Annotated in this window: 23 protein-coding genes; 15 read left to right on the top strand and 8 right to left on the bottom strand. The window is 33.3% G+C overall.

Features of this window, described 5'->3' with window-relative positions; genetic code table 11:
• The first annotated feature begins 99 nt into the window (after window positions 1-99).
• Both OIU83_RS13425 and OIU83_RS13420 read left to right on the top strand, forming a co-directional pair.
• Window positions 100-510 (top strand): DUF3592 domain-containing protein, encoded by a 411-nt coding sequence (locus OIU83_RS13425; protein WP_264206776.1) that lies wholly within the window; start codon window positions 100-102, stop codon window positions 508-510.
• A gap of 97 nt (window positions 511-607) precedes the next feature.
• Window positions 608-949, top strand: a complete 342-nt coding sequence (locus OIU83_RS13420) for a DUF3592 domain-containing protein (RefSeq protein ID WP_449757788.1) — start codon at window positions 608-610, stop codon at window positions 947-949.
• Window positions 950-971: 22 nt separating this feature from the next.
• On the opposite strand, the gene OIU83_RS13415 is transcribed toward OIU83_RS13420, so the two are convergent.
• Complete coding sequence (locus tag OIU83_RS13415) at window positions 972-1205, bottom strand: serine hydrolase (protein ID WP_264206774.1); 234 nt, start codon at window positions 1203-1205, stop codon at window positions 972-974.
• 170 nt (window positions 1206-1375) lie between these two features.
• On the opposite strand from OIU83_RS13415, the gene OIU83_RS13410 reads away from it, so the two are divergent.
• Window positions 1376-2221, top strand: a complete 846-nt coding sequence (locus tag OIU83_RS13410; RefSeq protein ID WP_264206773.1) for an EamA family transporter — start codon at window positions 1376-1378, stop codon at window positions 2219-2221.
• A 213-nt stretch (window positions 2222-2434) separates the two neighbouring features.
• Here OIU83_RS13410 and OIU83_RS13405 read toward each other — a convergent pair whose 3' ends face one another.
• The 4 genes from OIU83_RS13405 to OIU83_RS13390 form a co-directional block, all read right to left on the bottom strand.
• Window positions 2435-3001 carry a Crp/Fnr family transcriptional regulator gene (locus OIU83_RS13405; protein WP_264206772.1) on the bottom strand — a complete coding sequence of 189 codons (567 nt, stop codon included), beginning with the start codon at window positions 2999-3001 and terminating at the stop codon, window positions 2435-2437.
• Window positions 3001-3432, bottom strand: a complete 432-nt coding sequence (locus tag OIU83_RS13400; RefSeq protein ID WP_264206771.1) for an N-acetyltransferase — start codon at window positions 3430-3432, stop codon at window positions 3001-3003. Before OIU83_RS13400 ends, OIU83_RS13405 begins: the two co-directional genes overlap by 1 nt.
• 204 nt (window positions 3433-3636) lie before the next feature.
• Window positions 3637-4956: a hypothetical protein gene (locus OIU83_RS13395; protein ID WP_264206770.1), complete on the bottom strand. Its 1320-nt coding sequence runs from the start codon at window positions 4954-4956 to the stop codon at window positions 3637-3639.
• Between the two features lie 9 nt (window positions 4957-4965).
• Complete coding sequence (locus OIU83_RS13390; protein WP_264206769.1) at window positions 4966-7350, bottom strand: TonB-dependent receptor; 2385 nt, start codon at window positions 7348-7350, stop codon at window positions 4966-4968.
• Between the two features lie 371 nt (window positions 7351-7721).
• Between OIU83_RS13390 and OIU83_RS13385 the strand changes: the two genes are divergently transcribed.
• A complete protein-coding gene (locus tag OIU83_RS13385; protein ID WP_264206768.1) occupies window positions 7722-8771 on the top strand; it encodes a helix-turn-helix domain-containing protein in 1050 nt (349 codons plus the stop codon).
• A 144-nt stretch (window positions 8772-8915) separates the two neighbouring features.
• Here the strand turns inward: OIU83_RS13385 and OIU83_RS13380 are convergent, their stop codons facing one another.
• Together OIU83_RS13380 and OIU83_RS13375 are read right to left on the bottom strand one after the other, a co-directional pair.
• Entirely contained in the window at window positions 8916-12044 is a 3129-nt protein-coding gene (locus OIU83_RS13380; protein ID WP_264206767.1) for an SBBP repeat-containing protein, read from the bottom strand.
• Window positions 12045-12319: 275 nt separating this feature from the next.
• Window positions 12320-12796 carry an Mpo1 family 2-hydroxy fatty acid dioxygenase gene (locus tag OIU83_RS13375; RefSeq protein ID WP_264206766.1) on the bottom strand — a complete coding sequence of 159 codons (477 nt, stop codon included), beginning with the start codon at window positions 12794-12796 and terminating at the stop codon, window positions 12320-12322.
• A 220-nt stretch (window positions 12797-13016) separates the two neighbouring features.
• Here OIU83_RS13375 and OIU83_RS13370 point away from each other — a divergent pair, with 220 nt between their 5' ends.
• Window positions 13017-13565, top strand: coding sequence for a DUF4494 domain-containing protein (locus tag OIU83_RS13370; RefSeq protein ID WP_264206765.1), 549 nt, complete (start codon window positions 13017-13019; stop codon window positions 13563-13565).
• A 169-nt stretch (window positions 13566-13734) separates the two neighbouring features.
• On the opposite strand, the gene OIU83_RS13365 is transcribed toward OIU83_RS13370, so the two are convergent.
• Entirely contained in the window at window positions 13735-14961 is a 1227-nt protein-coding gene (locus tag OIU83_RS13365; protein ID WP_264206764.1) for a TMEM143 family protein, read from the bottom strand.
• Window positions 14962-15256: 295 nt separating this feature from the next.
• Here OIU83_RS13365 and OIU83_RS13360 point away from each other — a divergent pair, with 295 nt between their 5' ends.
• From OIU83_RS13360 to OIU83_RS13315, 10 genes are all read left to right on the top strand, one after another.
• Window positions 15257-15865 (top strand): YkgJ family cysteine cluster protein, encoded by a 609-nt coding sequence (locus OIU83_RS13360; protein ID WP_264206763.1) that lies wholly within the window; start codon window positions 15257-15259, stop codon window positions 15863-15865.
• A 532-nt stretch (window positions 15866-16397) separates the two neighbouring features.
• Window positions 16398-17867, top strand: a complete 1470-nt coding sequence (locus tag OIU83_RS13355) for a glycoside hydrolase family 130 protein (protein WP_264206762.1) — start codon at window positions 16398-16400, stop codon at window positions 17865-17867.
• Window positions 17868-18053: 186 nt separating this feature from the next.
• Window positions 18054-18410 carry a hypothetical protein gene (locus tag OIU83_RS13350; protein WP_264206761.1) on the top strand — a complete coding sequence of 119 codons (357 nt, stop codon included), beginning with the start codon at window positions 18054-18056 and terminating at the stop codon, window positions 18408-18410.
• 162 nt (window positions 18411-18572) lie between these two features.
• Entirely contained in the window at window positions 18573-18935 is a 363-nt protein-coding gene (locus OIU83_RS13345) for a heavy-metal-associated domain-containing protein (RefSeq protein WP_264206760.1), read from the top strand.
• A 30-nt stretch (window positions 18936-18965) separates the two neighbouring features.
• The gene (locus OIU83_RS13340) at window positions 18966-19451 is read left to right on the top strand and encodes a TlpA family protein disulfide reductase (protein WP_264206759.1); all 486 of its coding nucleotides are present in this window, start codon (window positions 18966-18968) and stop codon (window positions 19449-19451) included.
• A 2-nt stretch (window positions 19452-19453) separates the two neighbouring features.
• Window positions 19454-19981, top strand: coding sequence for a heavy-metal-associated domain-containing protein (locus OIU83_RS13335; protein WP_264206758.1), 528 nt, complete (start codon window positions 19454-19456; stop codon window positions 19979-19981).
• Window positions 19982-19984: 3 nt separating this feature from the next.
• Window positions 19985-20791, top strand: coding sequence for a hypothetical protein (locus tag OIU83_RS13330; RefSeq protein WP_264206757.1), 807 nt, complete (start codon window positions 19985-19987; stop codon window positions 20789-20791).
• Between the two features lie 356 nt (window positions 20792-21147).
• Entirely contained in the window at window positions 21148-21507 is a 360-nt protein-coding gene (locus OIU83_RS13325) for a hypothetical protein (RefSeq protein WP_264206756.1), read from the top strand.
• Window positions 21508-21657: 150 nt separating this feature from the next.
• The gene (locus OIU83_RS13320; protein WP_264206755.1) at window positions 21658-22140 is read left to right on the top strand and encodes a TlpA family protein disulfide reductase; all 483 of its coding nucleotides are present in this window, start codon (window positions 21658-21660) and stop codon (window positions 22138-22140) included.
• A 72-nt stretch (window positions 22141-22212) separates the two neighbouring features.
• Window positions 22213-24183 carry a protein-disulfide reductase DsbD family protein gene (locus tag OIU83_RS13315; RefSeq protein ID WP_264206754.1) on the top strand — a complete coding sequence of 657 codons (1971 nt, stop codon included), beginning with the start codon at window positions 22213-22215 and terminating at the stop codon, window positions 24181-24183.
• Window positions 24184-24563: the final 380 nt, after the last annotated feature.

The raw sequence follows: 24563 nt of genomic DNA, 5'->3' as shown, positions 1-24563 counted from the left end.
TTTTCTCTGAATAAAAGCTGACTAATATATCTCTTTTTCATACCACCCAAAAGAGCAAATTGTTCATTATCTTTACATTATAGTTTTCAATTTAAAAACATGTTATACAAAATTTCATTAGCTATAGGAATTCTTTTATCTCTTGTTTCATTATTTATTTTGAAAGAATCGCTCACGTTTATAAAAAAAAGTGAGCGAGCTGAAGGTACAGTAATTGGATTTGAAGAAATATCGGGAGATGGAGGGAGCAGTTATTCTCCGATATTTAAAATTAAAACTAAAGACAATCAAGAAATCACTTATACACATACATCATCAACAAGTCCTCCTAGTTGGGACATAGGAGAAAAAGCAACATTTTTATATAAATCCAATGATCCTGATTCAGCCAGGATTTTAACCTATTTTGGAGTTTTTAGTTGGTCAATTGTATTAATGGGAATAGCAATTCCATTGATAGTAATAGGAAGTAGTTATCATTTTCTGAAGGCTTATTTGCGTAAGCTTTAAGAAATAAATTGTAAATCTCGCTAAACGATATAAAATTATGTTTTACACCATTTGTCTAGTTATTGGGATTATCATTTTAGTCATTACAATTATCATTTTGAAAAGGGAGTTGACATTTGTTAAAAACAATGAACGAGTAATTGGAACAGTAACAAAACTCGAAGAAATAAAAGATGATGATGGAATTACTTATCTACCAATATTTAAATTTAAAACAAGCAAAAATCAAGATTATACTTATCGTCATCGGGTTACAAGTAATCCTGCAAAATGGTCTATTGGAGATGAAGTGAAATTTATATATGATCCCAATGAACCTACCACAGCAAGATTATTGAACTATTCATCAATTTTCAGTTGGACAATAATATTGCTTGCCTTTGGTATAGATTTAATTGTTGTGGGGATTGGTTATTATCTATTTCATGGCTATTTCTGATAACTTTAAAACAATAAATATTTTACTTTTTATCTAATAATTCGGCTATTTCCTTTTCAAGAATATTGCGATTAGCAAGGCTATTCGTTAGTATTACAAAACCCGAATTTAGTTCTGGTAAAAATTGCAACGAACTTCTTGATCCTCCCGATCCTCCACTATGTTCCAGAAGGAGTGTTCCTTTTTTAGTCTCATGAATAAACCAATTAAATCCCATAAAAATATTCATGGTATCATCGAACATATGCATTATCATTTGGGGCAAATTGTTTTGATAAAAAAAATACTTTTGCATAAAGACGACTAAAACGTTGTAGTTTTTTTGCTAAGAAAGGTTCACAAAAAGATTACAATTCATTTAACTTAAAACCCGAATTTTAAGGTATCTTTTTTGTAATTTCGCGCCCTCATATTTTGAATCCTTCCATGAAAAATAAACTAATAAATATCCCTCCATTACCAGCGGTACTATTAGCAATTATAAGTGTGCAATGTGGCGCGGCTATTGCAAAAACTCTTTTCCCTGCTATTGGTGCAGCGGGAACAGCATCCTTACGAATCGGTATTTCTGCATTAATATTATTATTGGTTTACAGACCAAACTTACGCATGATCACTCCCGCACAATGGAAACTTGTAATTCCATATGGTTTGTCTTTGGGAGCAATGAACTTGATCTTTTATCTTGCAATAGAACGAATTCCTGTTGGTCTGGGTGTAACATTAGAATTTATAGGACCTTTATTGGTTGCGGTTTTTGGATCCAAACGCATGGTAGATTACTTATGGGTATTACTTGCCGCAATAGGAATTGCACTTATTGCGCCATGGTCTAATAATGGAATCGACCTTATAGGAGTTTTATTTGCATTACTGGCGGGTGCTTTATGGGCAGCTTACATTGTACTGGGTGGAAAAGTTTCCAGAGTTATGAAAGATGGTGATGCCGTAGCAACAGGTATGTTATTTGCCTCTATACTTATCGTCCCTTTTGGAATTATGGAAAACGGATTAAGCAATCTCACACCTAGTCTTCTAGGAATGGGTGTCGCACTTGCCCTTTTATCTAGCGCAATTCCGTTTACATTAGAGATGAAAGCTCTTGGGCAACTTCCTCCACGCACCTTTAGTATTTTAATGAGTTTAGAACCCGCTGCAGCTTCAATTTGTGCTTTTTTCTTTTTACAAGAACACCTTACTTTTTATGAGATTTTAGCGGTTGGTTTTGTAATAATAGCATCTGTAGGATCTACGGTTACGGCTAAGAAGTAGGAGATTTTAGATTTTAGATTTTAGATTTTAGATTTTAGATTTTAGATTTTAGATTTTAGATTTTAGATTTTAGATTTTAGATAACTTTACGTCCTTCGCAAGCTCAGGAATACAATATTGCGTTTTGTAGTATTTCATACGCAAACCAAGCAACCTTTATCCCTTTGAACCTTTTCTAAAAACCTTTGAACCTTAGCACCTTCCTAAAAATTCTTAAATCCTCGCCCTAATACGACTTAAGGAAACTGGAGATACACCCATAAAAGAAGCTATTTCTTTAAGAGCAACTCGCTGAAATAAGTCTGGTTTATTCTCAAATATGTCTAGATATCTTTCTTCGGGAGTTAAAAGAATATAATCCAAATACCTCTTTTCTAACTTCATGGCTTCTAATTCGGTAATCGTTCTAGACCAATTGCATATTTCTAAATTGGTAGCATATAGCGCTCTCATTTCCAAAATATCAATTTTATACAAGATGCAATCTTCTAACAATTGATAATTCTCGTACCCCTTTTTATTATAAAGATATCCGAAACTAGAATTAATAATATCGCCTTCCTGAGCAAACCAAAATGTAATTTCCTTTTCGGCTTTTCTTATAAACGAACGGATAGTTCCTTTTTTTAAAATATAGGCATTCTTCTCCAGTTTAGTTTCGTCTATCAAAAGGTGTCCTTTATCAAATTTAACTTCCGTTAAAGTAGATTTAATCAATCGCAACGACTCATCAGAAATACCCCCTGATAAAGGAATATCAACAGAATCTATGTACATCATTATTTAGTATAAGTCATTATTAATTCGGTTTCACCGGTATGTTCTTCTATTTTCTCTCCCGAGATAAGAAACCCTTGTTGCTTATAAAAAGAAATAGAATTTAGATTTTTATTATACACACCCAATTCAAGCTTTCCATGCTTCTCTTTTACAAAAGAGATTAATTGCTTTCCGATTCCTTTTCCCTGACAACTTGGTACAATAAATATTGCCGCTATATAATTATCGATTAAAGAAATAAAGCCTAATACATCATTAGATTCTTCGTCTGTATAAACAAACGTCTTACTCGAAGGCAAATAAATAGATCGCATATCCTCAGTTTTCTCTTCCCAGTAAGATTGCTCTATAAAGTCATGTGCAATTACAGAGGCTGTTAACCATATATCGATTATTCTTGGCATATCCCCTTCTTTAAACGCTCTTATCATTTTTATAAATATTTAAAATCTGAGGCAAAAATACTTTTGATTTAATCAAAAACACTTTACTTAAGATAATAAATATTATTTAAGTTTGAGATGGAAAATATAAAGGTCCAAAGGTTGTTCAGTTTACACATAAACCAAACAACCTTTGAACCTTTGTCTCTTAGAACCTTAGTACCTTTCTTAAAAAAACCTTAGTACCTTTCTTTAAAATATTCCGATATAAAATTGATCTGCACCTGCAGTTACTTTTGCCCCCACAGTTCCATTAGGATTTGCAGAATTTACATCAAACATATAGATGTTCCCTTGAATACCAACTGGAGTTAATGCTATATAAAATTTTCCGTTTCTCACAACCGAATGTTGGTATTGAGTTAACCATAATCCTTTAGGCACATTTAAATCTACAATTGTATTGTTATTTAAATCGATTCTTGCCAATCCCCAAGAAGCAGAATAAGATGGCTCACCACTTGGTTTAACACCAATCTGGATTTTTTCATCTCCTATTTTTTCGTAAGGAATATAACCAATTCCGTTACCTGCATAAAACCAACCATTACTAGAAGCTTCTCTACCTAGCAATCCGCTTACACTATATTTATATGATTCATCGTATTTCCCATTTATAATTTTCACAATATTCAGCTCTTTACCATTACTTACCATTTGCATGATTTCACCAGTTTCATTAAAGTGTTGTGTAGGCGTACGGTATCCATTTGTAGCTCCCTTAACTTGCGAAGTACTAATTACGGTAGCATTTGTTAAACCTGGGTAATCTAATACCAATGTAAACGTTTTATCTGTTGGGTCATTAACGCCAGTTGTTGTATTAAATTTGCTTACAGATGTACCATAATACAATTTATTACCTGAGATAACAGGACAATCGATACGATCGATAAAATAACCTTCACTTGCCATAGTTCCTGGAAGAGCTACATCAATATCTTTCTTAAAATTACTGCCAAAATTCATTGCTTCTAAATCAAGAAGACCAATACTTGCAGTTATCTTGTGCTTTAAAAAATCTGTATTATTAGTTCCTCCAAATACTTTAACAGAAGTAATACTATGCACAGATCCAACTTTATCAGTCATTTTTGTAAAACGTACAGCTTTAATTCCTAATGGAATAGAAGCATCAAAAGTTGTTACTGTTTTATAATTATCTCCACCATGATACGTTAATTTATCTATAGTGCCTATTGTATAATTAAGACTATAAACAAGCGAACCATCCGATGATGTAAATACTCTTGCAGTACGAGATGATGTCATCGAAAATCCTTTTCCCGAGTATGATATCTCCCCTTGAGAAAGATCCGAAATACCTTGAAGATAAGTACCAGAAATAAGACCTGAACCACTTGCAAAAGCTAATTGAAAGTCTTTTTTTACTTCTGGTAATGTAGGAGCAACATCTCCATCATTATCATTACTACTACAAGAGCTTAGTAATGCTATTGCAAAAGCACCAGATAGTAATGTACTTTTTAAATTTCTAAATTTAATTTTCATTGCGATTATTTATTTTGAAGTTAATGAATAAGTTAATTTGGCATAAAATGCCCGACCTGGCTTTTGCAAACCGAAATTGTCAAATATTTGTTGATTAAATATGTTCTTTGCATCCACACTAATTGTGAATCTATTAGACGGAAAAGTAAAAGCAATTCCTAAATTATTGGAAAATTGTGTCGGAATATAGTCTAGATTCTTTCCACCAATATTTGCCCAATTCCTAAGAAATTTATCCACATAACTAATATTATAATAGATAGAAGTCTTTGATTTTTTCATAAATAAATTATCCTGATAATAAATAGCATTAACATTAAATTTAAACGAAGGCTCATTTCTTATTTGCATGCGATAAAAAAGATATGGAGCGCCATTGGCATCAAATCTGGTATTAAATAAAGCATCAAACTTGGATATATTAAGGGATAGGTTAAACTTCTTGCCATAATCGTAAATAATCTCAGCATCTATACCACGAGACATTACATTTTCCAGATTTTCAAATTGGGAATACGTAAAACTTCCCGCTCTTATCGATTCTCTAATCATACCTCTTGTATCTCTATAAAATATCGAAGTATTTAACCTAATCGAATGGTTATTGAATTTTAACGCACTCCAGTTTATACCAAAATTAGCATTGTAACTTATTTCAGGATTAAGCTCCCCTGCCGGTGCAAGTAAATTATCATTGATATTACCAAATAATTCATTGGCACTTGGAAGTCGCATCGCTTTTTCTGCAGATCCCAATAAATACAAATCAGAAGTTAATGCATAAGATAATGCAATACCGTACCCACTATAATCAGAGTTTTTAGTAAACACTTTCATTTCATAATTAGGCACGCCCGGAGTAATATCTTGCCTATAAGGCTCATTTGAAGTTGCCTTTTGAAAGTAATGTTTATAAAAAATATTCGTTCTCAGTTTTTGGGAAAAAGCTAAATTCTCATAAGAAAACGAAACAATATTTTTTTCTAAATCTCTAGTATTTTTTAATAATTGCATGCCCAAAGGCTCCAGTTCATCCGATATACCACGCACAAAATTATTATGCATATAATTAGCGTAAACCGTATTATTACTATTAATCGTATATCCTAAATTAGTACGAAGAAATAAAGTTTTGTCGGTATTTATGCCGAGGGTTTTGGCACTTGCAACCTCTGCCCCACTACTATATTTCACGTAAGTCCCATCTGGATACATCAATGGTTTTCCCGACCAATCATACATAATACCTACTGTATCTATTGCTTGTCTTTTTAAATAAGAATAGCTTGCATCAACTTTTAGTGAAAATCCTTTAGTAAATAAATCATTCTTACTATAGGTTAATGTTGCAATACTGGAATTTCGTCTGGTATGGCGGTCACCATATACATTATCCATTGTAATACCATGCTGAACTTCTTTATAATCTCTGGATAAGACACCACCAATCATAAACCTATCAGCCCAATTAACATCTGTAAAACCGGCTTCTATTCTGGTTCCATATGATTTATAGGCATCATGAAAACGTTTTGCCCTTTGGTTAGTCTTCGTTTGGCCAGTATAATCCTTAAACGTGATATTCTTTCCCCAAACCTCATAATTGTTATCACTATAATTATAAAACGCCGAAGCATCTACCGTAAAGCCATTCTCTTTTCGATAATTACTTGCTATATTCCATTGGTGCGTATTAAATGAACCCAAAGAATAAGATGTTATAAGAGAATTTCTAGTTTTCTTTTTTAGAATAATGTTAATTGCTCCACCCAATGCATCTTCTGAAAGGTTTGCCGGAACAACTCCTTTATAAACTTCAATACGTTCAATTAATGCGGGAGGAATACTATTTAAGGAATATGAAGATCCAAAATTTGAAGCAGGAATACCATCAATAAAAACCTTAACAGCATTACCCGAGAGACCATTAATATTATAATCAACCTTAGAGCCTAATCCTCCGTCTTGCCTAATACGAACTCCTGCCGAACGATCAAGCAACTCATTGGTTTGTATAGACTGCAAAGCCATCTTTTGAGTTTCAATCACATTTACAGCAAATCCCTTGGTTTCAACCTCTTTCTTCTCGGTCTTTACATTAATTATTACTTCTTTTAAACCTAAACTTTCCGAAGGTTCAACAATTAAAATAATCCTTTCATTACTACCTTTAAACTGTACGCTAATACTCTTTCGGGTAATTTCTATAGAACTTACTTCAATCTCATACTGCCCATATGTAAGGCCTTTAAATTCAAACTTCCCTTCATCATCGGTAATTATTTGGTGGTTTGTATTCTTAACTGCAACCGCCGCATAGGTAATCGGAGTTCCATTCTCAAGTTTTAAAACTCCCGACAGCGTTCCGCTTTGTGCTAATAAAGTCGATGGCAAAAAAAATATCCAAAGAAAAAAAACACCAAATTTTATAGATTGTGATAAGGAACATTTTCTTCTTAAAGTCTGAGCACTTTCATTTGTTACAAAACAAATTATTTCTTTTAACCCAAATATGAAATTCCATATGTTTGTTATGCAATCAGTTATTATATTTTTGATTGCTATAGAACAATCAGTGTAGTTTTTAAAACGCATTAAGAAGTATAATTGGCATTGTTAATTTGCCTGCAAAATTACCCCTAGTCTCTCTGGACAAGGGTTTCAATTAAGGATTATAACTTACACAAAAAGGATTGTTTTTATTTAGACTCAATACGGATACGATATATAAACGTATCTTTGTAACCAACATAGTAAGGATTAGAATGCAACTTAAAACCACGATAAAAGATATAGATTATAAACTCTGCGACCAGACATTTTTTGGAGAAAAAAAACAAGCTTATGATCTTATTGAAGATATTATCACATTCAATCACTCTGAGTATGGAAGCATAAAAGATAGTCAAACATTAGCCGGGTCATTTTTTATAAATTTTATTGAAGTAGACTTATTACAGCCTATAAAAATTGAGTATTTTACAGATGAGCCTGTCATACAAATGTCCTTTTTCATGAAAGGATGCTCCAATATGATGCACCATCAAATTCATTGCTTACCAGCTGGTACAAAACTGGCAAAACTTCCTTCTACACCTACAGCATTAGAGTATCTCTCGATATTAATACCGCAAGATATTTATATCAGACTTATAGATTCATTAGATTTGGATTATGAATTTATATCATCCTGTTCTAATGAAAATCCTGCAAAACAAGTAAAATATAGCGAAATGATGACCCCAGAAATTCTGGCTGCAGTAAGAGATATCGGGTCATGCGAAAGAACAGGTCATTTTCGCAGAATGTATATGGAAACAAAAGTTTCGGAATTGTTATTATTACAAGTAGAACAATTAACCCAAACACAAAAAGTTATGCATACAATTCCAAAAATTGACATAGAAAGAATGCATCATGCCAGAGAATTGGTCACACAAAACATTATAGCGCCGTGTTCCCTAATTGATCTTGCCCGGAAAGTTGGAACTAATGAATTCAAATTAAAGAAATACTTTAAAGAGATATTTGGTACAACAGTTTTTGGTTATCTGAACGAGCTAAAGATGAATGAAGCCAGACAAAAATTACTAAAAGGCGAGCAAAATATATACCAGATAGCCGAATCATTAGGCTATAAGTCCCCCAATCATTTTAGCACAGCATTCCGTAAATACTTTGGATACCCTCCAAGTCAAATCAAGAATCAAAATAATTATATCGGTTCAAGCCTTATGAAAGTGAAGGAAATAGTAATTAGTATGTTTTGTCCTTTTTTAACAGAACTGTCAGCACTAGATTTACTAATGATTTAATTTTATACAATAATAGAAGCGAAGTAAAAACCTAACAGTTCAATTAGTCACAACATAATTAAACAAGCTGAAATGCTGTTACAAAACAAAAATCCTGCTCAACTAAGCTGAACAGGATTTTTAAATTTTATAGACTATTGTTTTTTATTTTTTAATCAACTTAATTGTATTTACATTATTACCATCTATGACTTTTAGGAAATAAACCCCAGATGCTTTTTCTGAAATGTTTATAATATTGGTTCCTGTAAATGATTTTTTACTCAAAATCTTTTGACCCAAATTATTGTAAACTTCTACATCTAGGTCTTTAGTCAATTCTAAATTAAAAATACCTGTACTAGGATTTGGATGTAATCTTATTCCCTGAATTTTGGTATTCTTATCAACTCCAAGGGTTGTAAAAGCCACACAATCGGAAAAGTCATCGAAACCATTTATAGTAATATGAGCAGCATAATTTCCCGAAACAGTTGGGGTAAAACTTTGAGAAGTTTCATTTACAATTGGTAAATTAGTGTCACAATTATACCATTGATAAGTTGCATTTGCTTGACTTGCAGTAATAATTCCATTACTCACTGTTGAAGTTACATCGATTGGAATAATTGTTAAATCTAATTTTTCTGTAATACAATTAGTAGTTAACCCTGTATAAATACCAGAATCCTCATAAACAAATCCTGTATTTGTCCAAGTATAACCACCAACTGCCGAAACTGTCGTTGTATTACTTGTTATTGTTCCTATTGTTAAATTCAATTTTTCGGTAACACAATTAGTGGTTGTTCCTGTATAAATACCCGATGTAGTATAAAGTAATCCGGTATTCTCCCAAAAATAACTAGTACAAGCTGCAATTGTTACAACATTATCCGGTGATGCCGGTGATGCTATAATAACAAAATTTTGAATTAAAGTACTTCCCGAAGCATCTCTCACTAAACAATCATAAGTTCCAGCAGTTAAACCCGATGCCGTTGCTGCCGTACCACCAGATGGAGACCATGAATAAGAATATGGAGCGTATCCTCCAGAAACTACAACAGTTGCCGAACCATCTGCTCCTCCAGAACAAGTAACATCTATTTGACTAGGAATTATAGACAAAGAAGGCTCTGCAATACATTCACTCCCCGATATTACTGCACCATTAGTAATCCAGTTTGAAGTACTACCACTTAAGCTAAAATTAAATAAATTCCCTGTGTTGTTGTTTCCACTAGAATCCTTTAATGAAGTTACTGCACTATTATTTGTATTAACACTACCTTGATTGAATTTATAATAAGCCAATAAACCTCTTTGATTAGCACCTAATTCACAATTCATAGTATTTTGAATTTCTGCCTGAATTAAAGCACGATTCCAAATGCGAACTTCATCGATATCCCCATTAAAGTTGTAAGCATCTGAAAAACTGCCAATTGTAATATCATTACTCGTTAATACAATGTTTGAATTATTGCCGATGCTATTGCTTAAAATACCATCAACATATATACTTATTATTCCCGAATTTCTAACACCTGCAATATGGTGCCATTGTCCATCATTTACATCTACAGTAGACTCAACACCTGAACCTGATATTGAAAATACAGCTTTATTATCCTCAACTCCAAGCCAAAAATCTCCCGATTGTATACCTCCTACTACAACTTGTGTCTCTGTATTTGTAGTTTTAATCCAGCTTTCTACTGAGAAATCACTTGTACCAAAATTAAATACTGAATTATTAGGTATGCTAACAAGATCATCTACACCATCAAAATTAAGTGCTGCTGCTCGGGTTGTCATTTTGTGGATAAAAATATCTTGCACCCCAACAGAGGTAAGGTTATAAACCCCAGCATTTGGGTCAAAATTCACTGTGTCATAAAAACTTCCTGCCGTATATACATTTCCAGCAGTATCTACACTTATACCATATGCAATATCTGAAGAAGACCCTCCAAATGTTTTTGTCCAAGCAAAATTTCCAGTTTCATCCAGTTTTAAAACAAAAACATCGGCACTGGCAACAGATGTAAAATTAGAAACTCCAGCATTTGGGTCAAAATCGACAGTTCCCTGAAAATAACCTGTGGTAAATACATTCCCATCTAGATCTGTAGTTATACCATACCCAATATCACCTCTAGTACTACCTATTGATTTTGCCCAAACCAGATTACCTGTTACATCTAGTTTTGAAATAAAAATATCGCTACTTCCCATAGATGTGAGGTTTAAAATTCCAGCTCCAGGGTCAAAATCTACTGTTCCAAAAAAAGAACCTGTCGTGTATACATTACCGGCAGTATCTACACTTATGGCATTCCCAGAATCAGCACCAGTACCTCCCATTGTTTTTGCCCAAACCAGATTACCTGACACATCTAATTTTACAACAAAAATATCATTGTCCCCCATAGACGAGAAGTTAGCAACTCCTATACCAGGATCAAGATCTGCTGTTCCATTAAAATAACCTGTGGTATATACATTCCCAGCTGCATCTGTAGTTATGCCTTGTCCAGAATCCAGACCAATTCCACCCAATGCTTTTGCCCAAACAAGATTACCTGCAGCATCTAGTTTTACAACAAAAATATCTAGACTACCTGCTGACGTGAGATAAGAAACCCCAATATTAGGATCAAAATCTGCAGTTCCAAAAAAACTTCCTGTGGCATATACATTACCAGCTGCATCTACACTTATGCTATACCCCGTATCAGCAGCAGCACCACCCATTGCTTTTGCCCAAACCAGATTACCTGCTGTATCTAGTTTTAAAACAAAAATATCGCTACTATTAGACGTGAGATTATAAACCCCTGCATTGGGATCAAAATCTATTGTTCCAAAAAAAGTTCCCGTAACATATACATTGCCAGTAGCATCTACAGCTATAGCATTCCCCATATCATTATTACTCCCGCCAATGGATTTTGCCCAAACAAAATTGCCTGCAGCATCCAGTTTTGTAATAAAAATATTATTAGCTCCTCTAGCTATGAGGTTAAAAACCCCTGCCCCAGGGTCAAAATCTACCGTTCCTGTAAAATAACCTGTCGTATATACATTGCCTGCAGCATCTACAGCAATACCCCTTGCAAGATCTGTAGAGGGACTCCCCATTGTTTTTGCCCAAGCTAAATTGGCATCTTGAGCTTGCATTTTTGTAATGCTTAGTAACACAAAAAATAAGAGTAACAGGGATGTTTTTGTCCAATAATTAATCTTTTTCGGAAAATTAAAGGGCATTGAAAGTAATTTTTGTTTCATTAAAGTCTACATTTAGATTAGTTAAATAAGATTGCACCAATAAAAATGTAGACTTTAATAAAAGAAAAAAGCCTAAATTTTGTTCTCAATTGATACGCAGCAAAATTAGATAACAATAAAAGCATCCAGTAGCCCATTAAGACATATCGATAGCCCGAAACGACCAAAAAATACTCACTAATAATATCCCTATTTTTATAGATAAACGAAGTGCCTTTGTCGCTCTGAACCTTTAGACGTACTGCTGTGCGTCTCTAAAGAAAACCTTTAAATCTTTAATTCTTAGTCTCTTTCTTAGAAAACAAATTCTCTACTACCCAAGCAGGACCAATCATTAAAAACTGAAGATCTTTTAAAAAAGAAGGTTTTTTACCCTCAATATTATGTCCATAAAATTGCCCAATCCATGCTAGAACAAAAACACCAATAGAGAAAATCCATAATGGAAAAACCTTTCCCATGTAATAATTTACCACCAGGCAAATCGCCGATAAAATAGCAATCTTAAAGGCCATTGCAACCGACAATCGGATATAAAAAAGCAGTACAAAAAGCAATACCACCACAGCCCAATTTTCGATTATTGGAGCATTTAATTTTAAAGTATTGGCAATAAAACCACTTGGAATACTCATCAATAAACCCACTATAGAAAAGTAAATAGCCGGTACACATATATAATGTATCGCTTTATTTTTCGGATTCTGATGACTCACTGCATATTCTTCAAACCATTGTTCTAATGTTCTCATTTTTCAGGATTTAGCTATTTAACAAATTTATTAAATATTCCCGAATTAATTATGACTAATAACCCTTATTACAAATACACAATACCCAAAGAAACAACTAAGTCTTAAAAGCAAAAAAACCAATAGAAACCTCCACCCGAAATTGTGAATATCTATTTTATAAATTGTCGATTTTATTTTCTTTAAAATCTATCTTTGACACCCTTAAAAAAAAATAGAAATGAGCACAACTTGGTACGAATGCAAGGTAAAATACAGAAAAACAGATGATATTGGGACACAAAAGGTTACAACAGAACCTTACTTGGTAGATGCATTATCTTATACAGAAGCAGAAAGTAGAATTAATGAAGAAATGTCTGCTTATATCAGTGAAGAATTTAAAATTACGAATATAAAAGTGGCAAATTATGCCGAGATACATCCTTTTGAAAATGCAGACCGTTGGTTTAAATCAAAAGTTTCTTTAATGGCTTATGACGAAGAAAGCGGTAAAGAACGTAGGTCGAATATGTATATCTTAATACAAGCTAATGATGTAAAAGAAGCGTATGACAATACCATTTCTATAATGAAAAACACTATGGGAGACTATACTATTCCTGCTATATCGGAATCTCCAATTATGGATGTTTTCCCATATTTTAGTGGTGAAGAAGGTGAATTGGAACAATTAGAAAGATTCAACGCGCTTAAAGGATCTAAACCAGAATTAGTTGCTGTAGGAGATATGGGTGAATCAATAGAAAATCTTATAGAAGCTGAGTAAAAAAGGTGCTAAGGATCTAAAAAGGTACTGAAGTACAAAGAGACAAAGGTTCAAAGGTTATTTAGTTTGTGGTTACTTTTGTACACAAACTAAATAACCTTTGAACCTTTTTAATTAAAAACGTACAATGTACATCTCTACAAAAACCTTTGAACCTTTGAACCTTTTCTCATAAATTATACTCAAAAACACCATCCCATAATTCATCGATTTTTATAAGTGCTTTATCTAGTGGGATAACTTCCCATTTCCCATTCGTTTCTATACCAAGACCTATACTTTTTAATTTCAGTAAAGCATCATTTACATCAAAATCCAGTTCTGTATCTAACTTTGTTACAAACCATGATTCAATTTGAGAGTCGAGTTCTTCAGCAGTTAATGGATTCTTGCTTCTGTTTAAAAAAGCATAAGCCAAAATCGTTTCCTTAAGCACTTCCTCTTCCGAAGAGTTTAATAAAGAATAAAATGCACCGCTGTTGTTTCCTAAGTTCTTAAAGTAAAGACTATCCGACAGCATTTTGGAATATTTAATCTTCTTATTCACAAAATTACTATACTGGCGAAATAAATAAGCAGACAATACTCCCAACGCAATTAAACCTTGATTTAAGGAAGCTTTACTATTTAACAAATCAATTTTCTCCCCCGATTGGTACGCTCCATACATACCAATTAATGCAGGAATCACCGTAGTACTTAATAACGAAACACCTCCAAAAATACCAGGTACCCAGAGAAATAATTTATCTGTAGTAGACATCATAGGAACTGCATTTGGGAAAATCGTTTCAAGGTCATTTTTAGGAACACGCTTGAAGATTTTTAAAACTACAGATCCCGGATCAATAGGCATTTTCCCTAGTTTAACCTTTTTCTCGCTAAGATAATCGGCATCGTTATAATTAAGATAAATCATAACACGATCATAGTATTCTATCTCTATTTCTTTCTTCCAAAAAATAAATTTAGTCACTTTTTCTTTCGCTTTATGCTGACCCCGAACATATAATTCGTAATCTTTAAATGCATTAAAATCTATCGAAAGATTTAAACCTATTAAATCTGATTTTTTAAAAGCTATATCTAATGTTTCCTGATCAATACGTCTATAATTACCATGCTCCAAAACCGTAAGAAGTGTTTCTTTAAAAATAGAGAAATCACTTTTTCCAACAAAAGCTTCTCGCTCTTTCGGACTTAAATCTGGGTCGAATAAAGCATAATTTTGCTTCAGATTTCGGTTAAGATTAAAGGCTTCATAATGATAATAATGTTCTATGATATCGAATAATTTTTTAAAATCATCAACCTTTTTTGTGTCATCAGAAAATGAGGCTATTTGTTGTTCGAGTAAGAATTCCTTGTTAAAGGGAATATAATGTTCTCGTTTCATATTGTATTCTGGGGCTTTAATTTTGAGTGGTATGTTTTAAGATTCTAAGGTCCAAAGATACAAGGCTTTCTTTAAAGTTAAAAGTTTTTTAGGCTCAAAACGATAGAGAAACAAAGGTTAATAAGATTTTTTATTTTGTAGTTTCATTGTGTTTATTTTTTCGTTTTAAAACCCCACCCTACACAAATATCCCTGACTTTGCATCATTTTAAAACAAGTACAGACACAAACTATTCATAAAAAAAGCATAGTGTAGCATGAGCCATTTCTATTAGCCTACCTTACACAAAAAATAATGGCAATAGAACATAAGGTTCGGCTCGTTGAAGCATTGTTCGATCGTCTTGAAATTGAAATTACTGCTTTCCAATCAGAAACTCATTTGTATTGTAACGCTGGTTGCGGAAAATGTTGTTCTACACCAAATATAGATGCTTCACCTTTAGAATTTCTACCTTGGGCATTTCATTTATTTCTAAACGGCAAAGCCGAAGAAACCTTAACAGAATTAAACAATGTTTCTAGTAAAAACTGTCATTTATACCGTCCACTTTCTGTCTTGGAGTATCATAAAGGAAGTTGCAGTAATTACCGTTATCGCGGATTAATATGTCGCCTTTTTGGTTATGCCGCAAATACCGATAAATATGGAAAACTACGATTGGCAACCTGCAAAATCATAAAAGAAGAACAACAAGAAAACTTCAATGCAGCCGAAGAATTAATTAACAAAGGTAAATATGTACCTATTTTTACCGATTATTATATGCAGCTTGCACAAATAGATCTTAGAATGGGAAGAACTTTACTCCCTATAAATGAAGCTCTAAAAATAGCTATCGAAGAAGTCTTGCATTATTATGCCTACAGGCCATTCCCCGGTGGATTGGAAAGTATTGCTTAATTTATAGGCTCAAAGACACAAAGTTATTTTTAAGGTTTAGGAGACTATAAAGATTTGTAGTTGCAGAAACTGCTGCGCAAAGTCGGAGACATTTACGCAGCTATGCAGCGAGACTTTTATCTGTTTTAGAAATTGTAAAAAAATTCATCAAAGCCAAAGACATTTGCCTGCGATTTCGATGAGAACTTGGTAAACGGCATTTAGCAGGATTGGCTCCTTAATGAAAAAATAAGTTATTCAAAATTTACTTCAAATTATTACTACAGAAATACCATCCTCTCTAAATCAAATATTTACACTTATTTTATTATTTATTTTTTGTAAATTTGAAGTAACCCCTCGCTTGGAAGTTTATGCTTCCAAAATTTTCGTTTGTTTAAATTAATCGTTCTAAAATAGAAATACCCCAAAGCATAAATCAGGTTTCATACAAATATTCTTGTGGGTTCTTTTAAAACAAATTACAAGTAAAACTGAATGCCTTTTTATCAATAAAAACGTCCTTATTTTATTCTAATTAAAAAATAAAACTATGCGAGTTCCTGTCATCCGAAAAAACATAATATTTAGCCCAGATTCCAAAAGAGTTGTTGCCCGGTATTTTATGAATGGTGATGAACGGACCCAACAAATGGTTGGTCGCATAATGATGCTGGATGAGAAACAGGTCGAAGAAACCTTAGAGCAAACACTTCGTGAATTTGCCAGACGTCATCGAAGCATTTCTAGTACTTTTTTTAAACATTGCGAAAAAATAAGGGGAATAATTGAAGGAATGAAAATTGATTATTATGGGCTGTCTCTACAACGAAAAATGCTCATCGGCTCTTACTGTACAATGGAATATGCTATAGAATCGGCAGCTTTTTTTAACCCATCTATAGTCGAAGATTTTGATCAGTCGGATCTCGAAATTGGCGAAAAACGTGTTATCATTTCATTCCGTGCTACTGGCGAAGGTCATATTTCGTCAATTGTTTTTAGAAGAGGAATTCTGGATAAGAATAACAATCTTCAGGTAATGAAAAATGGTAATAACATTGATAAAGCAGAGATTGTACACAAAAGTTTATACAACAAAGAGCGATTTTTATTGAAACTGGGCGAAATGCATACAGAGGACAAATACATCGCTCAAATTATGCAGGATCTGCCAAATGAATTTGAGTATGCTGTATTAAAAAGTTTGGTAAATATAGCATTAAGTGATCCATCAATTCGTCAGGAGAGAAGAACGGCGCTTGAAGAAGTAATTTGGTTGGCAGATTCATTTTATGATATACAATTCAAACACGATTCGGATATCACCGAACGGGTTGTGTTCCCAATATCCGAGTCGGAAAGTAAGGGGATTGAAGACGCTCGTTTTGTACGCTTTGTTGATGATGATGGATCCAGTCGGGTAATGGCAACCTATACGGCTTATAATGGTCATACCATTCTGCCAAAGCTCATTTCTACCGAAGATTTTTATACATTCCGTATAATGCCCTTGCATGGAATTGGAGCTCAAAATAAAAACCTGGCACTATTCCCAAAAAAAATAAAAAATAAGTATGCGATGCTTTCCCGAATAGATGGTGTAAACAATTACATTATGTATTCTGAGAGAGCTACACAATGGAATAATCCCATTCTTCTCCAGGAACCACGTTATACATGGGAGTTTACACAAATTGGTAATTGTGGATCTCCGCTTTGGACCGAAGAAGGCTGGCTTGTTATCACCCACGGTGTAGGCGCTATGAGACGTTATTGTATAGGTGCCTCCCTATTTGATCTTGATGATCCATCAAAAGAAATAGGAAGGCTTAAAGAACCTTTACTTTCTCCATTAGAAGACGAACGAGAAGGTTATGTTCCTAATGTTGTATATTCTTGCGGTTCGATTATTCATAACAACAGTCTTATACTCCCTTACGCTGTATCGGACTATTCCTCGACTTATGCTATAATTGATATGATAGAATTACTAGATGCATTGAAGAAAAGCAAATTATGATTTGAAAAAGTTTTCAAGGATAAACCAACATAATTTACTCACACACCCAATTATTAATCAACACTTTAAACACACAAACCATATAAAAGTCATTAATAAAAAATGGCAAAAGACAAATCTTAATAAAAGGTTTATAAAAAAATTAACAACTGAGACAGCCAATAAAAAGTATCTTTGCCCCTAACTATGACAAAAAAGTTCTACATATTGCTACTTGTTACGCTTGGTTTCTTAATGGGACCAACGCTCACTTATGCGCATGGAACAAAAAAAGAAATGTCATGTTGTAAAAAAGAATCTGCAGTAAAAGACTGTTGCAAGAAAAAAGATTCTAAAAAGAAAGATCACGATTGCGATAAAGGTTGTTTAGGAAACTCTTGTGGTTCTGCAACTGGTGGCTGTGGTTTTTCGCCAATGGCACTTTTTCAAACAGAAAACAATTCCCTTTTTAGTTTTTCTGAAAGAAAACAAAATTACTATTATTCTGAAATCTTTATTTCTTCAGATTTCCGTTCTATCTGGCTTCCACCTAAAATAAGCTAGATTTATTTCCCGACAGCCATAAGTCTGTCTTATCCAAAGTCATTTTAAGACTTTAAAATCAAAAAACATTTTTTAATCCCAATTCTATTCACAGAAATAGCTGTATTTGCTATAGTTTCTGTTGTGTTTTAGGATTAATTCATCCAAAAAAAATTACATACAATGAACTCAATAAAAAAATTATTGATGGTAATGACGCTATTACTATCAGTTACTTACGCCAGTGCGCAAATAAAAAATAAAACTACCGAAACTGTAAAAATCAGTGGAAACTGTAGTATGTGTAAAAAAGTTATCGAAACTGCAGCAAATATCAATAAAGAAGCCAAAGTAAACTGGAATGAAAATACTAAAGTGGCAACCATTACTTACGATAACAAGAAAACCAACCTTGATGCTATACTAAAACGTGTTGCTGATGCAGGATATGACAATGAAAAATTTTCAGCACCAAATACAGTTTACGATGAATTACACGGATGTTGCCAATATGATAGAGAAGTAAGCCCTAAAAAAGCGCAATAATCTTAATCAAAATCATTTAAAGCAAATATCATGTCCAAAATAAAAAATATAATCACATTAATTACCCTTATTGCAACAGTTTCTGTAGCAAGTGCTCAAATAAAAATAGGAGATTCTTTTCCAGATGTTCAGCTTCAAAACAATAAGAATACTACCGTTAAACTAAATTCTTTTAAAGGAAAAACAGTTTTGGTAGACTTTTGGGCTTCATGGTGTGCTCCTTGCAGAATGGCCAATAAAAAATTGGTGAAACTATATGACCAATACAAAGGTCAGAACTTTGAAATTGTTGGAATATCAATAGATATCGACAAAGCAAAATGGTTAAAAGCCATCGAAAAAGATAAACTGAAACACCAGCAATTAATCGACCCTAAAGGTTTTGATGCTAAAACGGCTGTAACTTTTGGAGTAGATGCTTTGCCATCGACTTATCTTTTTGATGCATCAGGAAAACTGATTGCTATAGACCCAACCGAAGCGCAAATAATTGCTCAAATCAAAAAAAACAAATAAAAATGAAAACCTTACATATAAAATTCATAGCCGCTACACTTTTAGTATTATTAACAAGTGTAAATTCTTATTCTCAAATCACTAAAGCCGAAATAATCGCAACAGGATTAACTTGTTCTATGTGCTCTAATGCCATAAACAAGCAATTAAAATCTTTTACAGAAGTAGATAGCATTGCTACAGACTTAAACACAAATACGTTTACAGTTTACTTTAAAAAAGACAATTCATTACAGCCTAAAGTATTGAAAAAAGCGGTTGAAAAAGCTGGTTTCTTTGTAGGTTCACTGGTTTTAACCGCTAAGTTTCACACACCAACAATTGAGGATAATACAACCCTAAAAGTTGATGATGCTACCTATACTTTCATCGATATTAAAAACCCTGTAGCTCATGCTGAAGCAAAATACAGAGTGCTGGATAAAGGTTTTGTAACCCAAAAAGAGTACAAAAAACTAGTTAAATCATATTCTAAGTATCCTGGTTATGCTACAGAAAATGAGGATGATTATTACTTAAAAGCACTATAAAAAATGAAATATCTATCATTAATCTTCATCTTCTTTATTTCATACAATATAGATGCCCAAGAATTATTTGTAGTAACCGAACCCGCTAGTAACGCTCCGGCGGGCTCTATCGGGGTTCGTGTTGGGCAATCGCTTATGGATAACAAACACGAAAGTGGTTCTATGTACAATTTAACACCCGAAGTTACTTGGGGAATAAATAAAAATCTGATGGTTCGTACCTCGGCATTTTTAAGCAACCAAGAAAACGGGTTAGGCCTTAAGGGTGGTGGTTTTTATGCCAAATACCGATTCTTTTCTGTAGATGATTTGCAGAGTCATTTTAGGATGGCTGCCTTTGGGCGATACAGTTATAATAACTCGTTTTTTAATCAGGAAGCTATAGACTTAGCCAACGGAAATTCGGGTTACGAAGCTGGTTTAGTAGCAACACAATTAATTCATAAAGTGGCATTAAGTTCATCTGTAAGTTATGTGCATGCACTTAATAACCCAGATTATAGTTTTCCAGATGCTTTGGGCAAAAATGCTGTAAACTATACGTTTTCGGTAGGTAAATTAATGTATCCTAAAAAATATACGAGTTATAAACAAACCAATATTAATGCAATGTTGGAGTTTACGGGACAAACAATTACCGAAAACGGAAAGTCATATCTAGATGTAGTTCCTTCTATTCAGTTTATCATTAATAGTCAGGCGAGAATAGATCTTGCATACAAAAAAGAATTGTATAGCTCTATGCAACGTGCAGCATCTGATGGTGTTTTCTTAAAACTAGAGTATACTTTTTTTAACGTAACTAAATAATTTTAATTCTATCTAACTCTTTGCGAAAGGAACGCAGATGATACGGATTTACAAAAGTAAAACCGCGGATTAAAAACGGATTTTTTAAAATAATATCTGAAAAATCCGTTTAATCCGTGTTTTCGCCTTAGCGAATCCGTTTAATCCGCGTTCTTTTATACACAATTTAAGTTAAAAAATAGAGATCTCTTTTTAGTAGTGTAAAAGGTCGTTTTACTCAAAAAAATAAGGTCTCATTCCAAGCCTAACAGGTTTCTAAAACTTGTTAGGTTTATTTCTATAAAAGTCTAAAACGCATAACTTTTACATCTAAATTAACACCCGTCTGATAATTAAATTTTATTTTCGTGTTTCTTATGGCAAAAAAATTCTACATACTATTAATTATAACGTTAGGTTTCTTTATGGGACCTACGCTTAATTTTGCACGTGGAATTAAAATAGAAAAGATATGTTTTAAAAACAAAACATACTTAAAAGCCTCTTGTAAAGAAACAGATTTTAAAACAAAAGAACGCAGATGTGCTAAAGGTTGCATAGAAAGTTCTGCCGATTGTCCTGTGGTTTACTGTAGTTATTATTCGCCAATGATTTCTTTTCAAATAGACAATCATTCTTTTTTTAATTTTTCTGAAAGAAAGCAAAACTATTATTATTCAGAAATCTTTATTTCTTCAGATTTCCGTTCTATTTGGCTTCCGCCAAAAATAAGCTAGATTCCTTTTGCGACAGCCATAAATGCGTTTTGTCCAGAACCATTTTAAAGCTGTAAATCATTAAAAAAACCAATTCTATTCAGGATATAACAGCATTTGTTATGTTTCTGTTGTGTCTTGGAATTAACTCTTTCAAAAATTACAAAAACAATGAATTCAATAAAAAATACATTGATAGCAATAACCTTATTATTAGCTATTACATCCGTTAATGCACAAATTAAAAAAGGGAATTCTTTCCCAAATATCCAACTACAAAATGATAAGAATAAAACAGTTAAACTAAATTCTTATACGGGAAAAACAGTTTTAATAGATTTTTGGGCATCTTGGTGTCCGTATTGCCGAATAGCCAACAAAGATTTGGTAAAATTATATGATAAATACAAAGGTCAAAATTTTGAAATTGTTGGAATATCTATAGACATTGATAAAGCAAAATGGTTAAAAGCCATTAAGATAGACAATCTAAAACATCCACAATTAATTGACCCTAATGGATTTGATGCTAAATCGGTAGCCATCTTTGGAGTAAAAGGAATACCTAGCACGTATCTTTTTAATTCTTCAGGAAAATTAGTTGCCATCAACCCAACGGAAGCACAAATAATTGCTCAAATCAAAAAGAAATAAGTGTTGCATTAGAAAACACTATCTAAAATAAAAATTATCACCAGAACAATCCGTTCTGATTAAACTTATAAAATGAAGAAAATCTTATATTTATTATTGCTGGTTTTTGCTTTTGCCAAAGTCCAGGCACAGATTATAAATCCTGTGAAATGGGAAGCTTCAATTGAGAAAAAATCCACCTCAGAATTCGTTCTTTCTTTTAAAGGAGCTATCGAATCAGGTTGGCATGTGTATTCTCAATTCACTCCCGAAGATGGTCCGCTACCTGCCGAATTCCTTTTTCATGATAACAAGAACAATTACGAACTTGTTGGAAAAGCAACCGAAAGCGAAACGAAACGAGCCTTTAATGAAATCTTTGGTGTAGATGAAATCTTCTTTTCAGACAAAGTAGTTTTTACTCAATTAATCAAACAAATTAATCCTGAGAAAGAAACCATACAAGTAGAACTTTCTTACCAAGTTTGTAAAGAAAATTGCATTAGCGAAACAAAATATTTTGAGTTTAATCTTAAAACGCTTGAAGCAAAAGAAATCCAGGCTGCAGCAATTGTAAACGAAAAAACGACCAAAACAGACGCAACAGTTACGGTAGAAAAAAAAGCAGAACCTAAAGAATCAGATTCTAGTTTATACATGATTTTCTTTATTGCTTTTTTATCTGGATTTGCAGCATTACTTACGCCTTGCGTGTTCCCGATGATCCCAATGACAGTAAGTTTCTTCACAAAACAAAGTAAAACCAAAGCCAAAGGAATCAAGAATGCCATCATATATGGCGTTTCTATCATCTTAATTTATGTGTTTCTAGGAAGTGTAATTACCTTAATATTTGGTGCCGATGCCTTAAATGCATTGTCTACCAATGTTTGGTTTAATATTATTTTCTTTGTGTTATTGGTTGTATTTGCTTTATCCTTTTTAGGTGCTTTCGAAATTATGTTGCCTAATTCTTGGGCAAATAAAGTTGACCGTCAAGCTGATAAAGGAGGCATATTAGGAATCGTATTCATGGCATTAGCACTTGCCATTGTTTCTTTTTCTTGTACTGGTCCAATTATAGGAACTTTACTTGTAGAAGCTGCTTCTAAAGGTGGTATTGCTCCAATTGTAGGGATGTTAGGTTTTTCATCTGCATTAGCATTACCATTTATGCTATTTGCTATGTTCCCAGGTTGGTTAAATACATTACCAAAATCTGGCGGATGGTTAAATACAGTAAAAGTATTTTTAGGTTTCCTAGAACTGGCTTTAGCATTTAAGTTTTTATCTAATGCCGATTTGGTATTGCAATTACATTGGTTTGAAAGAGAAATTTTCTTAGCCATTTGGATAGCAATATTCGGTACGTTGGCATTCTACTTATTCGGAAAAATAACCTTGCCACATGATTCTTCTTCGTCATCTATTTCGGTAGGGCGATTGTCTATGGGATTGGTTGTATTGGTATTTACCATATATATGATTCCGGGATTATGGGGTGCGCCTTTAAAACTAATAAGTGGCTTCCCTCCACCTATGACATATAGCGAATCTCCTTATGGTGTAGGTGGCTCAAGCAAACAAACAGCATCGGCAATAGCATTACCAGACGGAGCGCACAAAGGTCCGCATGATATTATGGCTTTTACCGATTATGAAAAAGGATTGGCTTACGCCAAAAGTGTAAACAAACCTATTCTCTTAGATTTTACAGGATTTGCTTGTGTAAATTGCCGAAAAATGGAAGATTATGTTTGGTCTGATCCACGTATTTTATCAATATTAAATAATGAAGTAGTTTTGATTTCTCTATATGTTGATGATAAAAGAGAATTACCTATCGAGGAACAATATACCTCGAAAGAAACAGGTAAAAAGATAAAATCAATAGGGAACAAATGGAGTGATTTTCAGATTACCCACTATAAAGCAAATGCACAACCGTATTATATTATACTAGATGCTAATGAGCAAAGCCTAAATAAACCTACTGGATATACGCCAGATATTACGGAATATGAGCAATGGTTGAAATCTGGAATCGAGGGATTTAAAAAGTAGCTTCTATGTAATTAACCGCAAAGTTCGCAAAGGGTTACGCAAAGCTCGCAATCCCGAAGCCTCGGGATAAAATCTTTGGCTAAAAAAATGGAACGCGGATAACGCGGATTCGCTATCGCGAAAACACGGATAAAAACGGATTTTTAAAAATTTAAATCCTTTTAATCTGTGGCTAAAAATTAACCGCAAAGTTCACAAAGGGTTACGCAAAGCCCGCAATCCCGAAGCCTCGGGATAAGATCTGTGGCTAAAGAAGTATTCAGTACAAGTATACAGTCTCAGTGCCTTTGTTCCTTTGAACCTTTGAACCTTTGTACCCCAAAAAACTCAGAACCTCAGAACCTTTGCAACTAAATAAAAAGTCTGCTCAAAATAATTTT

The organism is Flavobacterium shii, from assembly GCF_025847235.1.
GTDB classification, from domain to species: Bacteria; Bacteroidota; Bacteroidia; order Flavobacteriales; family Flavobacteriaceae; genus Flavobacterium; species Flavobacterium shii.
This window is presented reverse-complemented; position numbering and strand designations above follow the sequence as displayed.

Excerpts from the sequence above, each read along its gene's own strand:
- OIU83_RS13425 (WP_264206776.1), top strand. The coding sequence starts at position 100 with ATGTTATACAAAATTTCATTAGCTATAGGAATTCTTTTATCTCTTGTT.
- OIU83_RS13415 (WP_264206774.1), bottom strand. The coding sequence starts at position 1,205 with ATGATAATGCATATGTTCGATGATACCATGAATATTTTTATGGGATTT.
- OIU83_RS13410 (WP_264206773.1), top strand. The coding sequence starts at position 1,376 with ATGAAAAATAAACTAATAAATATCCCTCCATTACCAGCGGTACTATTA.
- OIU83_RS13405 (WP_264206772.1), bottom strand. The coding sequence starts at position 3,001 with ATGATGTACATAGATTCTGTTGATATTCCTTTATCAGGGGGTATTTCT.
- OIU83_RS13400 (WP_264206771.1), bottom strand. The coding sequence starts at position 3,432 with ATGATAAGAGCGTTTAAAGAAGGGGATATGCCAAGAATAATCGATATA.
- OIU83_RS13395 (WP_264206770.1), bottom strand. The coding sequence starts at position 4,956 with ATGAAAATTAAATTTAGAAATTTAAAAAGTACATTACTATCTGGTGCT.
- OIU83_RS13385 (WP_264206768.1), top strand. The coding sequence starts at position 7,722 with ATGCAACTTAAAACCACGATAAAAGATATAGATTATAAACTCTGCGAC.
- OIU83_RS13380 (WP_264206767.1), bottom strand. The coding sequence starts at position 12,044 with ATGAAACAAAAATTACTTTCAATGCCCTTTAATTTTCCGAAAAAGATT.
- OIU83_RS13375 (WP_264206766.1), bottom strand. The coding sequence starts at position 12,796 with ATGAGAACATTAGAACAATGGTTTGAAGAATATGCAGTGAGTCATCAG.
- OIU83_RS13370 (WP_264206765.1), top strand. The coding sequence starts at position 13,017 with ATGAGCACAACTTGGTACGAATGCAAGGTAAAATACAGAAAAACAGAT.
- OIU83_RS13365 (WP_264206764.1), bottom strand. The coding sequence starts at position 14,961 with ATGAAACGAGAACATTATATTCCCTTTAACAAGGAATTCTTACTCGAA.
- OIU83_RS13360 (WP_264206763.1), top strand. The coding sequence starts at position 15,257 with ATGGCAATAGAACATAAGGTTCGGCTCGTTGAAGCATTGTTCGATCGT.
- OIU83_RS13355 (WP_264206762.1), top strand. The coding sequence starts at position 16,398 with ATGCGAGTTCCTGTCATCCGAAAAAACATAATATTTAGCCCAGATTCC.
- OIU83_RS13350 (WP_264206761.1), top strand. The coding sequence starts at position 18,054 with ATGACAAAAAAGTTCTACATATTGCTACTTGTTACGCTTGGTTTCTTA.
- OIU83_RS13345 (WP_264206760.1), top strand. The coding sequence starts at position 18,573 with ATGAACTCAATAAAAAAATTATTGATGGTAATGACGCTATTACTATCA.
- OIU83_RS13340 (WP_264206759.1), top strand. The coding sequence starts at position 18,966 with ATGTCCAAAATAAAAAATATAATCACATTAATTACCCTTATTGCAACA.
- OIU83_RS13335 (WP_264206758.1), top strand. The coding sequence starts at position 19,454 with ATGAAAACCTTACATATAAAATTCATAGCCGCTACACTTTTAGTATTA.
- OIU83_RS13330 (WP_264206757.1), top strand. The coding sequence starts at position 19,985 with ATGAAATATCTATCATTAATCTTCATCTTCTTTATTTCATACAATATA.
- OIU83_RS13325 (WP_264206756.1), top strand. The coding sequence starts at position 21,148 with ATGGCAAAAAAATTCTACATACTATTAATTATAACGTTAGGTTTCTTT.
- OIU83_RS13320 (WP_264206755.1), top strand. The coding sequence starts at position 21,658 with ATGAATTCAATAAAAAATACATTGATAGCAATAACCTTATTATTAGCT.
- OIU83_RS13315 (WP_264206754.1), top strand. The coding sequence starts at position 22,213 with ATGAAGAAAATCTTATATTTATTATTGCTGGTTTTTGCTTTTGCCAAA.